This is a genomic window from Phorcysia thermohydrogeniphila (assembly GCF_004339575.1).
GTDB lineage: Bacteria > Aquificota > Aquificia > Desulfurobacteriales > Desulfurobacteriaceae > Phorcysia > Phorcysia thermohydrogeniphila.
In genome coordinates this window covers 58,797-71,334 of sequence record NZ_SMFV01000002.1, presented here as the reverse complement: position 1 = coordinate 71,334, position 12,538 = coordinate 58,797, and the positions used below count along the sequence as shown (strand labels likewise).

The window sequence follows — 12,538 nt, the reverse complement described above, 5'->3', positions numbered from 1 at the left end:
TTACGAGGAATTGATAATCTGGAGCGGGCGACGGGACTCGAACCCGCGACCCTCAGCTTGGGAAGCTGATGCTCTACCACCTGAGCTACGCCCGCCCTTACTGTAATAAATAATAATATCCTAAAGGAAAACTGGGTCAACTCCACAAAAAATTTTGCTATTCTTAAACCTACACAAAACCTTAAGGACGGAAAGGAATGGCCGTATACACAGCATTACTCCACTACCCCGTTTACAACAAGGAAAGGAGAGTGGTTGCAACTTCCCTAACCACTCTTGACATCCACGATATAGCAAGAGCCTCAAGAACCTATGGGGTAAAACGTTACTACATAGTCCAGCCAATAGAAAATCACCTGTGGCTCGCCAATAAACTCCTCGCTTTTTGGCAGGGCGGACACGGAAAGGAGTACAACCCAAAACGCTGGGAAGCCCTAAAGCTCGTTAGATCTCTCCCCTACTTTGAGGACGTCCTGAAGGACATAGAAAAGGAAGATGGAGTAAAGCCGAAAGTTGTGGTTACCTCTGCAAGGGAGTACGAAGGAGCTGTATCTTTTAAGTTCCTCAGGTCAAAAATAGAGGAAGGAGAGGACCTAATCATCTGCTTTGGAACCGGCTGGGGACTAACCGAAGAGTTCATAAAGTCGGCCGACTACATCTTAGAGCCAATAAGAGGCGCTACCGACTACAACCACCTATCCGTCAGGTCGGCAGCGGCGATAATCCTTGACAGGCTACTGGGAGAGCTCCCATGACTTCCCGCCGGGTAAGGCTCTCTGAGGAAGAACTTGAAGCCATAAAAACTACCGTAAAGAGTTTTGATGAAAAGGCAAAAGTGCTCATCTTCGGCTCAAGGGCAAACCCCAACTTACGAGGAGGTGACATAGATATCTTAGTTATTTCCGACGCTATAGACTGGAAAACAAGAAGAAAGATAAGAGTGGAGCTCATAAAAAAGCTCGGCGACAGGAAGATAGACCTTATAGTGGCAAGCAGGGAAAATTTAGAAGACCCATTCGTAAAACTTGCCATAGAAGAAGGGATTGAGATATGAGAAAGCTTGAAGTCTTCCTCAAAAACCTTAAAGATTTCAAAAACAACCTTGAGTGGTTAAAAAAATCCCTCAAAAAATGCCAAGGGCTTGTAGATAAAGACCCTAAGAGCCTTACAGACTCCCAGCTTGAAGCCATTGAAGCTTTATTCTCACGCTTTTCAAGAAGCGTTGATATGCTGATAAACCGAATTCTAAGAGGTATAGATATCCTTGAGTTTGAAGACGTTGGAACAAAGCTTGACATAGCCATAAGAGCTGAAAAAAGGGGCTTTGTAGAAAACTTTGAAGAGCTGATGGCCTTAAAGGACCTAAGGAACGAGCTTGCCCACGAGTACGTCGGGGAACGCCTTCACGAAAAGCTTAAGGAAGTTATATACGCTTCCAAAAAGCTCCTTAAGATATCCGAAAGAGTCATCTCATACGCCGAAAATGAACTTCTACCCAAGTTTAAAAGAAATTAAAGTTTTTCTCTCAAGAAGATGGATACGATTTCTAAGTCTTCCCTAGTAGTTACCTTTATGTTCCTGTAATCTCCCGGAATTGAGATAACCGTGTAGCCGTACCTTTCAAGGAGGGCAGAATCGTCTGTTGCCCAAAAGTCCTCCTCCCGAGCCCTTTCGTGGCACTCTAAGAGGACGCTGTAGTTAAAAACTTGGGGAGTCTGAACGAGTATCAGCTTATCCCTGTTAAGAGTCCTCTTAACGAAAAAGTCACCCGGCTCTAAGGGAGAGCCAACCTCTTTAACTGTTTCCTTTGGCCTCACGCCACAGATTACGCCGTCCACATCGTAGTCAGAAAGGGCAATTACGAGCTCCCTTATAAGAGCAGTATCTATCACAGGCCTAACGCCGTCGTGAACAACCACCTCCCTAACCGGCTCATCAATGGCTGTAAGGCCTCTATAGACCGACTCTTGCCTCTCTGAACCTCCTTCTACAACTTTCTTAATCTTGGGGTACTTCTCCTTTAACCTCTCCCCAAAGTCAACGTCTTCCGCCGGTAAAACGAGAACTATTCCTCCTATGAGCTCACTTTTTTGGAAAATGCTTAAAGGATACTCAATTAAGAAACGGCCGTGGACCGTGAAAAACTGCTTTTTCCCCCCGAACCTCCTGCCAACCCCTGCAGCTGGAATTACAGCGTACCTCACTTTACTACCTCTTTCACCCTTGCAAATATGATTTTTCCTGCCGACGTCTGAAGAAGGTTGTTAACGAGAACCTTTACTTTATGCCCTATGAGGTGTTTGGCGTTATCAACAACAACCATTGTTCCATCGTCAAGGTAGCCAACACCTTGATTCTTCTCCTTACCTTCCTTGACAAGGAAAATAACGAGCTCCTCTCCTACGGCAACTACAGGCTTTAGGGCATTGGCAAGGTCGTTTATGTTCAGGATTTCTACTCCTTTTATTGTCGCTATTCTGTTCAGGTTGTAGTCCGTCGTTACAAGCTTTGCCCTGAGCCTCCTTGAGAGCTCCACAAGCTTTGAGTCAACATCCTTTATCCAAGGGATGTCCCTCTCGTATATCTCAACTGGAGGCTTTTCAAGTCCTCTCAGCTGTGAAACCATCTCAAGACCCTTCTTTCCCTTAGTCCTTATCATCGGGTCGGTAGAGTCGGCAAGGTTCTGGAGCTCCTCTAAAACGAACCTTGGAATGATTATCTTCCCTTCAAGGAAGCCATTCTTGGCTATCTCAACAATCCGCCCGTCTATCAGTGCACTCGTATCAACAACCTTCGGAGTACAGTAAAGCCCTCTCTCTTCCTTTAGGAGCTCTGCTAACGGCTTTCCCTTTGCCACCTCAACGGCAGTAAATCCAAAGAGGTAAGGTAGAGTAATGAAGAGAATTTCCTGAAGGTAGGGGAGGCTCGTAAAGATAGAGTAGAGAGAAAGGGTTATACCTTGCGCAAGGAGAAGACCTAAGAAGAAGCCCGCTGAAAAGAGTATGATGACCCTTATCTTTAGCCTCTTCCTAATGACAAACTCGTAGAAGAGAAAGGACGCCGCCGAGATGAAAATACCAACAATGAGGGACTGGGTTAGCGTAAAGCCGTAGTGTTTGAATATGGCAGTTGAAATGAAGAGGAGAAAGAGGAAAAAACCGCCTATGAACTTTGATATCACGGCTTTTTAACCTCTTTGAGTATCTTCCTTATTTTCTGCTTAACTTTCTTAACAGGCTCCCCGAGAGAAAGAGCTATCTCCTCCGAGAGTTTACCGAAGGCCTCTTCAAACATTCTCTTCTCTGAGTAGGAGAGCTCTTTATCCTTAGCCCTGTAAGAAAGATTCCTAACCACCGTTGCAAGCTCTTTAAGGTTTCCCGTCTTTAACCTATCAATGTTAAGCCTGTGTCTGACAGTCCACTTTTCGCTGATGTTTGTTGGAACCTCTGCAAGGTAGCGGAATATTTCCTCTATCTCCTCTTCTGAAAGTATCGGGCGTATTCCCGAAGTTTCTAAAGCCCCTTCTGGTATCAGGATAGACATGTTTTTCCCAACAAGAGATATTCTGAAGTAAAGTATCTTCTTGCCCCCGATTTCTCTTTCTTCTGTTCCTTCAATTATTCCAACGCCGTGAGGGGGGCAGGCAACCTTATCTCCTACCTTAAACACCTTTAAGCTCCTAATGTGGTTTCCTTACCGGAACCTCTCCCTTCTTAGGTTCCCCGTAAGGAACGGGGACGTACTGGACAGAAGGCTGCCCTACAGGCTGGTAGTAGAGCTCCATAAGGTCGTAAACCTCAGCCGGAACTTCAGTTGAAACTGAAAGCCCCAGCTCTTTCATCACCTCAACGGTCAAGGGGTAGTCGTGGGTCCAGTAGCCAGAAGTTAACAGGTCAGCTATCCTCTCTGCCTTCTCTTTCTCGTGGCCTTTCATCGTTAAAATTCTAACTATCGTATTCTTCATCTGGGTAAGAGCCTTCTCTGCAACGTCAGCAAGTATCAGGGTTTCATCCTTTAGCCCTGTCTTTTTCATCTGGGCAACTTTCACAATAGAAGGAGCTGGGAACTGCCCAAGTTGGGGGTCAAGGGGACCAAGAACTGCGTTGGGGTCCATAACTATCTCGTCGGCTGCAAGGGCAATGAGGGTTCCTCCAGACATGGCGTAGTGGGGGACTATTACCCTAACGGGAGCTTTTCTCTTTGCCAAGGCAGAAGCTATCTGGGTCGCAGCCAACGCAAGCCCGCCGGGTGTGTGAATTATCAGGTCTATCGGCATATCATCAGGAGTCATCCTTATTGCTCTCAGTATCCTTTCTGAATCCTCAATCGTTATGTAACGGACGAGGGGAAAACCCATAAAGGCAATCCTTTCCTGACGGTGAATCATAGTAATCACGCGGGACTTACGTTTTCTCTCAATTTCCTTTATAAGGCGAAGGCGAGCCCACTCAAGGTTTTTCTGCTGGAAGAGGGGCAGGAGGGAAAAGAAAATAATTAAGAGCCAGAAGATATCAAAGAAACTGGGACCGTGCATTGACTCTCCTTACAAATCTTTAAAAACAATTTTACCATTATAAATTGTAAATTTCACTTTTCCTTTTAGTTTCCAACCTAAGAACGGAGTGTTGGAGCTCTTTGACTTTATCATCTCCTTAGTAAAGGTGTACTCCTCTTCAGGGTCAAAAATAGTAACGTTTGCCCTCGCCCCGGGCCTTAATGTTCCTATATCTTTCTTGTTTATTATCTTAGCCGGGTTAACAGAAAGCTTCTCTATTAACTGAGGGAGTGTAAGGTAGCCTTCCCTCACCAAATTTAGAGAGAGAGGAAGTAAGGTCTGAAAACCTATTATTCCAAAGGGAGCTTGGCAGAACTCAACAAGCTTTTCGTCCTCTGAGTGGGGAGCGTGGTCGGTGGCTATAACGTCGGCTACACCTGTTCTTAAAGATTCTTTACAGGCCTCTACATCCCTCTTTGTTCTCAAAGGAGGACACATCTTTGCGTTCGTATCAAAACCCTTTACGGCCTCTTCTGTCAGCGTAAAGTGATGAGGGGTAACCTCGCAGGTTACCCTTACTCCTTCCTCTTTTGCCCGCTTTATTATCTCAAGAGCTCCCTTGGTTGAAACGTGACAGATGTGAAGGTGTACTCCTGTTAACTTTGCGAGTAGGATATCCCTAATTACTCCTATTTCTTCCGCCTCTGCCGGCATTCCGGGAACTCCGAGGTAGTTGGAAAGAACTCCCTCGTTCATATGGCCACCGGCAGACAAACTTTTGTCCTCGCTGTGGGTGAAAACGGGAATTCCCAAGCTCTTAGCGTAGTCCATAGCATTTCGGAGAAGCTTAGAGTCCTTCGTAGCCTCTCCATCGTCAGAAATCGCAACAATTCCTGCCTTCACCATAAGGCCTATTTCTGCAAGTTCTTCTCCCTTTAACCCCTTCGTAATAGCCCCTATCGGGAAAACATCGCACAAGCCTACCCGTTTCGCCTTATCAACTATGTACTTTGTAACAGTCGGGTTATCGTTGACAGGGTCGGTATTGGCCATACAGCAAACGGACGTAATTCCACCGGCAACTGCAGCCTGAGAGCCACTCTCTATATCTTCCTTCCACTCCTGTCCGGGGTCCCTCAAATGGGCGTGAAGGTCAATAAATCCGGGAGACACTACAAGTCCGTTAACGTCAAGAACGGAAGAAGCCTCAGAAGGCGAAATGTTTTTCTCTATCCTAACAACTCTTCCATTCTCTATAAGAACGTCAAACTTCCCCTCAATCCCCTGAGAAGGGTCTACTACTTTTCCTCCTCTTATAAGCAAAGACGTCATTACTTTCTCACCTCTTCCGTTGTTTTCCCACGGTGACACCTTGAGCAGTTCTCCTGCTTCTTAGCATCAAAGGCTTTCACTCCGTTATGGCAAGCCCCACAGAACTTGCCTTCCCAGATATCCTGCATCGTAAACTTGGTAGTCCCAAACCTTTTCTTAAAGAGCTTTGGGTGGCAATAGGAACACCTCTGCTTTTTCACTTTCACATGGTAAACGTGACTAAAGACAACGTCTCCTTTTTCGTTTTTATACACAAGATCCTTGTTTAAAACGCCTCCTTCTATACACCCAAAGAGGAGGATTATTCCTCCCAATAAGAGAACTCTCCTCATGCTATCTCCTCCTTTAGCTTTTCCTTCCTGCCGCAAAGGAGCGAAAGAATTACCATTCTCACTGCAAGTCCCGTTTCAACCTGCGAAAATATAAGGGAACGGTCTGAATTCACGACATCGTTGTTTAGCTCCACGCCCCTATTGAAAGGTCCGGGGTGAAGGATAACAGTTTCTGGCTTTAGCATGGAAAGTCGTTTTTTGTTCATTCCAAAGAGCTCTGCATACTCTTTAAGTGACGGGAAAACTTTCTTTGCGTCCTGTCTTTCAAGCTGAATTCTTAAGAGAATCACAGCATCAGAAACTTCCGCCACTTCCTCAAAAGAGCTTAACCTTTTTACACCAATTGCCTCTGGAAAACGGGGCATCATAGTGGATGGACCAAAAACAAAAACCTCAGCCCCAAGTTTCCTGAAAAGAATTGCGTCAGACCTTGCCACCCTACTGTTAGCGATGTCGCCTATGATAGTTATTCTTTTACCTTCAAGAGTTCCAAAGTGTTCAACCAGAGTAACAGCATCAAGGAGCGCCTGAGTGGGATGCTGATGACGGCCATCTCCGGCGTTGACGATTGAAGCCCTTATAAACTTAGAGACGGTGTAGGGAGCTCCCTCACATGGATGCCTAAGAACTACAACGTCTGGGTGCATCATATCAAGGTTTTTCAGCGTGTCAATTAAAGTTTCTCCCTTTTTCACACTACTTGCAGAAGCCGTTATGTTGATAACGTCGGCAGATAGAAACTTCCCAGCTTTCTCAAAGGAAGAGCGGGTCCTCGTTGAAGGCTCAAAGAAGAGGTTAACAACACACTTTCCTCTGAGAACAGAAAACTTTTTTCTCCCTTCCCTTAGGGCTTTTTTCACCCGACAGGAGAGGTTGTATATCTCGTAAAAGAGCTCTCTACTAACGTCTTCTGCAGAAATTAAGTGTCTCATTTCTCCCTCTTTTTCGGAAATGGCTCTTCAACTTTTAAAACCCTTTCAACTCCATTCCCTACTTCTGTGAGCATTCTTCCCGCACTTTAACCGCCAAACCGTGAGCTTCAAGCCCCTCACACTCGGCTAAATCCTTTGCAGGCTGGGAAACTCTCCTAAAGCCCTCGTTGCTAACATAAAGAACAGAAGACCTCTTTACAAAATCATAAACCCCAAGAGGAGAGAAGAACCTTGCGCTTCCGCCTGTTGGAAGAACGTGGTTTGGCCCAAGAACGTAGTCTCCTAAAGACTCGCAAGTGTAATGTCCCAAGAAAATAGCCCCCGCATTCTTTATGTAGTCAAGGAGAGCAAAGGGTTCTTTTGTTGCCACCTCAAGGTGTTCTGGAGCTATGAGGTTCGCAACCTCACAGGAGTGATAGATATCCCTCGTTATGAAGGCTGTTCCAAAGTTCTCTATGGACTTCTGAGCAATCTCCTTTCGTTTAAGTTTCTTAAGGGTCTCGTTTAAAGCACCTATAACAGCATCAGCTACATCTTCCCTATGAGTTACTAAGAAAGCTCCTGCCAGCTCGTCGTGCTCAGCCTGAGAGAGGAGGTCAACCGCAACCCACTCTGGATTCGCCGTTTCATCGGCAATTACAAGTATCTCGCTTGGTCCTGCCACCATATCAATATCAACAGTTCCAAATAAAAACTTCTTAGCAAGGGCAACGTAGATGTTACCGGGACCTACTATCTTGTCAACCTTTGGAATTGACTCTGTGCCAAAAGCAATTGCCGCAACTCCGTGGGCACCCCCAACTCTGTAAATTTCATCAACGCCAGAAAGCTTTGCTGCGACTAAAGAATAAGGATTAACTTCAAATGTCCCTCTTGCAGGCGTAATCATTATTACCTTCTCTACACCTGCTACCTTTGCAGGAACGGCATTCATAACAACGGAAGAAGGATAAGAAGCTTTCCCTCCCGGAACGTAAATTCCCACGCTCTCTAAGGGAACAACCTTTTGACCAAGAACTATTCCGGGTTCTGTTACAAAGTAAGAATTTTCCTTTTGATGCTCGTGGAATTTCTTGACCCTCTCAACTGCAGTTCTTATAGCCTCAACAACTTCAGGCTCTACCTTTTTAAATGCTTCTTCTATTTCCTCTTCGGAAACTCTAACGTTCTCCGATGTAAGCTCTACTTTGTCAAACTTCCGCGCATAAGAAAAAACAGCGCTATCACCAAATTTCTTTACGTTTTCAATTATCTCAAGAACACTCTGGGCGTACTTACTTTCTAATCCCTGCCCACGATTTTTAATTCTCAAAAGTTCAGGGTCATTTTTCCAATTTTTTTTCCTTAAGTCTACTTTTCTCATAACCACTCCTTTTGAAGAACTTTCTCAAAGGAAAATTATAAACAAAGGCGGGACCTTTCAGGCGGGATTTTTAGAAGATGTGGCGGAGAGGGCGGGATTCGAACCCGCGGTACGGGCTTTAAACCCGTACACCCGCTTAGCAGGCGGGCGCCTTCAGCCACTCGGCCACCTCTCCGTTAATAACAAAAAGTGGTGAGCCGGGGAGGATTCGAACCTCCGACCTACGGATTAAAAGTCCGTTGCTCTACCAGCTGAGCTACCGGCCCACTTTCTGGCGGAGGGGGAGGGATTTGAACCCTCGGAGGGCCGGTTAGGCCCTCAGGTGATTTCAAGTCACCCGCCTTCAGCCAGACTCGGCCACCCCTCCGCGAACTGCGTAAGAAAAGATATACCCGTTGCCACCAGCTGTCAACAGGATATAATTAGATTAAAAGGTTCATTAGCAGCTTTGCATATTTGCAACTTGTAAAATGAAGATTGAAGGAAAATAGCTTGACATCCCATCAAAAAGAATGTTAAATTGCAGTGTGAGAAAGTTGAAAATACTTAAAAAACTTTGATGGGGAGGTTTTAAGATGAGAAAGGCACTCAAAGCAGCGACCCTAATGGGGCTCGCAGCAGCACTTATAGTACCCGTTTCTCCCGCAAAAGCTGGTGACATGGATATGGGAGACACCAAAATCACAATTAGCGGTCAGTTAAGGCAAAGGATTGAGTGGTGGGCCAATAGGCTCGGCGAGGACATGGGTAAGGAAATTCTCGGTACTTACAGAGCAAGAATCCAAATCAAGGCTCAACTTGCCGACGGTGTAACAGCCGTATTCACACCTCAAGCTGTCGGATACTGGGGTAACAACGGTCAAGGTCTTGGGCTAGATAGTGACCAAACTGGTGACATCTACATGCATGAAGCCTACATGCTCCTTTCTAACCCATTCGGTATTGAAAACGTAATCGTTAAAATGGGTCGTCAAGAAGTTAACCTCGGTAACCAGAGGCTTGTAGGTGCTGTTGGTTGGTCCCAAGCTGGAAGGTCCCTTGATGGAATCCTCGTAGGTTACGTAGCCGGAGACTACGGACTTGCTGGATTCTTCTACGGAAAACTCAACGACGCTGTTAAGAACCTCGCATGGGGCGTACCAGCAGACGCCGATAACAACGGTGGACTCTTAGACCTTGGTGATATTGACCTCTACGTTGCAACATGGCAGGGTAACTTCAAGCCGTTTGGAATTGGCGGAACTTACGAAGTTACTGACATTTTCGTAAACCTCGCTGGCGACGCTAACATCAACACACTTTACGCACGCTTAACTCCTGTATTTGATACAGACATGGCTAAGATTAAGGTAAACATTGAGGCCGCTACCCAGAGTGGAGATTCTCCCGACAACAAGGACTACGGCGGATACTTCTTCAGCGTAGGAGCTGGAGCTGACTTTGCAGACATGACATGGTCTCCAAGTGTGTTTGTAGGATATGACTACTACTCTGGAGATGATGACAGCACAGACGGAGATATTGACGCATTCTGGTCCGTTCTTCCAACAGCCCACAAGTGGCTCGGTCATGCTGACGTAGTATGGCTTGGTAACTTCTACTCCTTCAACGGAAGTGGTCTCCTTAACCTAGAGAACTACCCCGGAGTTACAGACCTTTACTTCAAGGTTGGCGTAAAGCCAGCTGCTAAGATTGCTGCACACCTTGACTTCCACTACTTCCAAGCTGCTGAAGATGCTCCTCTCGGAGGAGAGGACAACGTAGGTTGGGAAACAGACCTTGCAGTTAAGTACAAGTACAGCAAGAACCTCTGCCTCACTCTCGGTTGGGACCACTTTGATCCAGATGATGCTTACGTTGCTGCAGCAGGTCTTGCTAACGACGACCCAGAAGACCACATCTGGCTCCAAGCTGACCTCAAGTTCTAAGGTCAATCAAAAAGAAACCAACGAGGGGGCGCAAATGCGCCCCCTTTTTCATTTAAGGACACGATTAAAAAATCAACCCTGCGGAACCAAAACTTTAAAATGGAATTGAAGAGTAGCCATCCCAGCAAAGTGGTGCTACCTTCTTTGTTAAATTTTTTAGTTTTTCGCTGAAACAGCTACTCTTCTTCTGGAGATTTAACTATCAGAATAGGTTTATCAACTGCCTTTATGATGTCTAAAACCTTTCCAACCCTGAAAAAGGAAAGAGACTCTGAAGTTATCCCAAGGGCAACGAGCTTAATCTCGTTCTTTTCGGCGTAGTTGGCTATTACCTCATCAAGCTCTCCGGGTATCATAAGAACTCTTGTTTTTATTCCACTTTTTTCAAACTCCTCTGCAAGTTCTTGCATTTTTCTAAAGGTTTTCTTTAACCCTTCAACATAACCCTCGTTCATCACTCCCCTAAGGGCACTTATCTTCTCCTCTGAATCGTACTCTTCCCTTTTAAGGAGTCCCCACTCTGAAGGAATAAGGACGTAGAGGAGGTGAACTTCAAGACATCCTGCCTCTTTTAGCTTGAGGATGTAAGGTTTTACGTTAAGGCTTGCAGGCTTAAGGTCTACCGGGTAGAGAACTTTCTGAAACAGCATTACTCCTCCCTCCTTTTAACGATTAGAACAGGACAGCTTGCGTTTCTAATAACATCCGTTGAAACGCTTCCAAGTAAAATCTCTGTAAGTAAACCTTTACCGTGAGCTCCCATCACTATCAGGTTTACACCTTCTTTATCAGCAACGTTGACTATTTGCTTAGAAATGTTGCCGTACCTTAGGTAGAGCTTTACAGAAAGGCCATAAGATTCAAGCTGATTTTTTACAGCTTCAAGTTTCCCGAGCTTAGACGTCAAGTATTTCTGGTCAGCTTCAGGAAGGACTTTGTAGAGCTCCTTCTCACTGATAAGGTCAGCTCCCTCTGGAAGCTCTATAGACAAGTCATCAACAACGTGAACGACAACTACTTCCTTTTCACCGGCCTCTTTTAACTTCTTAACGTAGTCAAGGGCAACCTCTGCCAAAGGAGAAAAGTCCGTTGAGTAGAGAACCTTCTCAAAAAGAGGCATATTCTCCTCCCCTTCAAGAACCTTTATGAGTAACGGAGTAGGGGGTAGTATCCCGAATAGGTTCTACCTCCAACCTTTCTATTAGTTTACCATTTCTGTAAACGGCTACTTCAACTTTTGGCTCATTCTTAGCGTCAGAGTACCTAGCCACTATACCGGCAGCAATCCTTAATACATCTCTCTCTGGTTCACCCTTACACCTTAAGAGAGCATCGGGGGAAGGGATTCCGGGAACGGTAATGAGGTAGTCTTTATCAGAGAGAATCTTCCTTATCGTAGCGTTTTCCACAGCGTTCCTACCAACTACAAGCTTACAGTCGCCAAGGCGAAAGTGCCTTCCTATCTTGAGGAGTCTTACGTTTTCCCAAGTAAGCTCACCGTGCTCCATTAAATCTCTAACTTTAACGGCAAAGGAAGGCTCTGTAAGGAGACATCCACCTGCCGGAGTGGGCAAGTTGTCAATGTCTATGCCGAGATTTCTCAGTATCTCAGGGTAGCGTTTTCGGGACCTCCCTTTAAGGTCAAGGAGCTCCTCCTTACTGACAATCCCCTGCTCCTCATAAATTGTCGGAGGTAGAAGCTTCCCAGAAAGGGGTCTTAAAATCCTGCCCTTTAGACCAGAGAGCTTCTCTATACTCCTAAAGGCTTGCATGTGTTGGGACATTGGTCTCTGTCCTAAAACCTCCCCTGTAGCGATTACTCCTTCATCCCCTGCAATCTCTTTTAACTTCCTCAGCATGTAGGCCTTACAGTCTATGCAGGGATTAACGTTCTTTCCGTAACCGTAGACCGGATTTTTGAGCATCTCAAGGTAATCGTCGCCGGCCTCAATAATTTTCAGCTCAATGCCCAGTTTCTCTGCGAGCTCTTTTAGCTTCTCTGGCTCTTTTTCAAAGAATGGAGAAGTAACGTGAACGCCAACAACTTTAAAACCTAACTTCTGTAAAAGCTTTGCAGCTATTATGCTGTCAAGACCTCCAGAGAAGAGCAGGTAAGCCTTTCTCTCCATAGACACTTTCTCCTTTAGGATTTAATT

15 protein-coding genes and 4 tRNA genes are annotated in these 12,538 nt (G+C 45.6%); 4 read left to right on the top strand and 15 right to left on the bottom strand.

Annotated elements, in window-relative coordinates; genetic code table 11:
- Positions 1–19 precede the first annotated feature (19 nt).
- Positions 20–95 (bottom strand) — tRNA-Gly (locus CLV27_RS03095).
- A gap of 102 nt (positions 96–197) precedes the next feature.
- Between CLV27_RS03095 and CLV27_RS03090 the strand changes: the two genes are divergently transcribed.
- From CLV27_RS03090 to CLV27_RS03080, 3 genes are read left to right on the top strand one after another with little or no spacing between them, the layout of a single operon-like run.
- The gene (locus CLV27_RS03090) at positions 198–755 is read left to right on the top strand and encodes an RNA methyltransferase (protein ID WP_132525715.1); all 558 of its coding nucleotides are present in this window, start codon (positions 198–200) and stop codon (positions 753–755) included.
- Positions 752–1,054, top strand: coding sequence for a nucleotidyltransferase domain-containing protein (locus tag CLV27_RS03085; protein ID WP_132525713.1), 303 nt, complete (start codon positions 752–754; stop codon positions 1,052–1,054). The genes CLV27_RS03090 and CLV27_RS03085 overlap by 4 nt, the downstream gene beginning before the upstream one ends.
- A complete protein-coding gene (locus tag CLV27_RS03080; protein WP_132525711.1) occupies positions 1,051–1,515 on the top strand; it encodes a hypothetical protein in 465 nt (154 codons plus the stop codon). Before CLV27_RS03085 ends, CLV27_RS03080 begins: the two co-directional genes overlap by 4 nt.
- Here the strand turns inward: CLV27_RS03080 and ispD are convergent.
- From ispD to CLV27_RS03025, 11 genes are all read right to left on the bottom strand, one after another.
- Positions 1,512–2,204, bottom strand: coding sequence for a 2-C-methyl-D-erythritol 4-phosphate cytidylyltransferase (ispD, locus tag CLV27_RS03075; protein WP_132525709.1), 693 nt, complete (start codon positions 2,202–2,204; stop codon positions 1,512–1,514). The genes CLV27_RS03080 and ispD overlap by 4 nt on opposite strands.
- Complete coding sequence (locus CLV27_RS03070) at positions 2,201–3,181, bottom strand: PIN/TRAM domain-containing protein (RefSeq protein WP_243644859.1); 981 nt, start codon at positions 3,179–3,181, stop codon at positions 2,201–2,203. Before CLV27_RS03070 ends, ispD begins: the two co-directional genes overlap by 4 nt.
- A complete protein-coding gene (locus CLV27_RS03065; RefSeq protein WP_132525707.1) occupies positions 3,178–3,669 on the bottom strand; it encodes a CarD family transcriptional regulator in 492 nt (163 codons plus the stop codon). The genes CLV27_RS03070 and CLV27_RS03065 overlap by 4 nt, the downstream gene beginning before the upstream one ends.
- Before the next feature lie 10 nt (positions 3,670–3,679).
- The gene (locus tag CLV27_RS03060; RefSeq protein WP_132525705.1) at positions 3,680–4,534 is read right to left on the bottom strand and encodes an SDH family Clp fold serine proteinase; all 855 of its coding nucleotides are present in this window, start codon (positions 4,532–4,534) and stop codon (positions 3,680–3,682) included.
- Positions 4,535–4,543: 9 nt separating this feature from the next.
- Positions 4,544–5,827, bottom strand: coding sequence for a dihydroorotase (locus tag CLV27_RS03055; protein WP_132526168.1), 1,284 nt, complete (start codon positions 5,825–5,827; stop codon positions 4,544–4,546).
- The gene (locus CLV27_RS03050; protein ID WP_132525703.1) at positions 5,827–6,159 is read right to left on the bottom strand and encodes a cytochrome c3 family protein; all 333 of its coding nucleotides are present in this window, start codon (positions 6,157–6,159) and stop codon (positions 5,827–5,829) included. The genes CLV27_RS03055 and CLV27_RS03050 overlap by 1 nt, the downstream gene beginning before the upstream one ends.
- Positions 6,156–7,091, bottom strand: coding sequence for an aspartate carbamoyltransferase catalytic subunit (locus CLV27_RS03045; protein ID WP_132525701.1), 936 nt, complete (start codon positions 7,089–7,091; stop codon positions 6,156–6,158). The genes CLV27_RS03050 and CLV27_RS03045 overlap by 4 nt, the downstream gene beginning before the upstream one ends.
- Before the next feature lie 58 nt (positions 7,092–7,149).
- Positions 7,150–8,454, bottom strand: a complete 1,305-nt coding sequence (gene hisD, locus CLV27_RS03040) for a histidinol dehydrogenase (protein WP_132525699.1) — start codon at positions 8,452–8,454, stop codon at positions 7,150–7,152.
- An 80-nt stretch (positions 8,455–8,534) separates the two neighbouring features.
- A tRNA-Ser gene (locus tag CLV27_RS03035) sits at positions 8,535–8,629 on the bottom strand.
- A gap of 15 nt (positions 8,630–8,644) precedes the next feature.
- Positions 8,645–8,720 (bottom strand) — tRNA-Lys (locus CLV27_RS03030).
- Between the two features lie 6 nt (positions 8,721–8,726).
- A tRNA-Ser gene (locus CLV27_RS03025) sits at positions 8,727–8,821 on the bottom strand.
- Between the two features lie 208 nt (positions 8,822–9,029).
- Here CLV27_RS03025 and CLV27_RS03020 point away from each other — a divergent pair.
- Entirely contained in the window at positions 9,030–10,382 is a 1,353-nt protein-coding gene (locus CLV27_RS03020; RefSeq protein ID WP_132525697.1) for an alginate export family protein, read from the top strand.
- Positions 10,383–10,558: 176 nt separating this feature from the next.
- Here the strand turns inward: CLV27_RS03020 and CLV27_RS03015 are convergent, their stop codons facing one another.
- From CLV27_RS03015 to CLV27_RS03005, 3 genes are read right to left on the bottom strand one after another with little or no spacing between them, the layout of a single operon-like run.
- The gene (locus tag CLV27_RS03015) at positions 10,559–11,032 is read right to left on the bottom strand and encodes a universal stress protein (protein ID WP_132525695.1); all 474 of its coding nucleotides are present in this window, start codon (positions 11,030–11,032) and stop codon (positions 10,559–10,561) included.
- On the bottom strand, positions 11,032–11,502 hold the full coding sequence (locus CLV27_RS03010; protein WP_132525693.1) for a universal stress protein: 471 nt from the start codon (positions 11,500–11,502) through the stop codon (positions 11,032–11,034). Before CLV27_RS03010 ends, CLV27_RS03015 begins: the two co-directional genes overlap by 1 nt.
- Before the next feature lie 13 nt (positions 11,503–11,515).
- Positions 11,516–12,511: a DUF814 domain-containing protein gene (locus CLV27_RS03005; RefSeq protein WP_132525691.1), complete on the bottom strand. Its 996-nt coding sequence runs from the start codon at positions 12,509–12,511 to the stop codon at positions 11,516–11,518.
- Positions 12,512–12,538 lie beyond the last annotated feature (27 nt).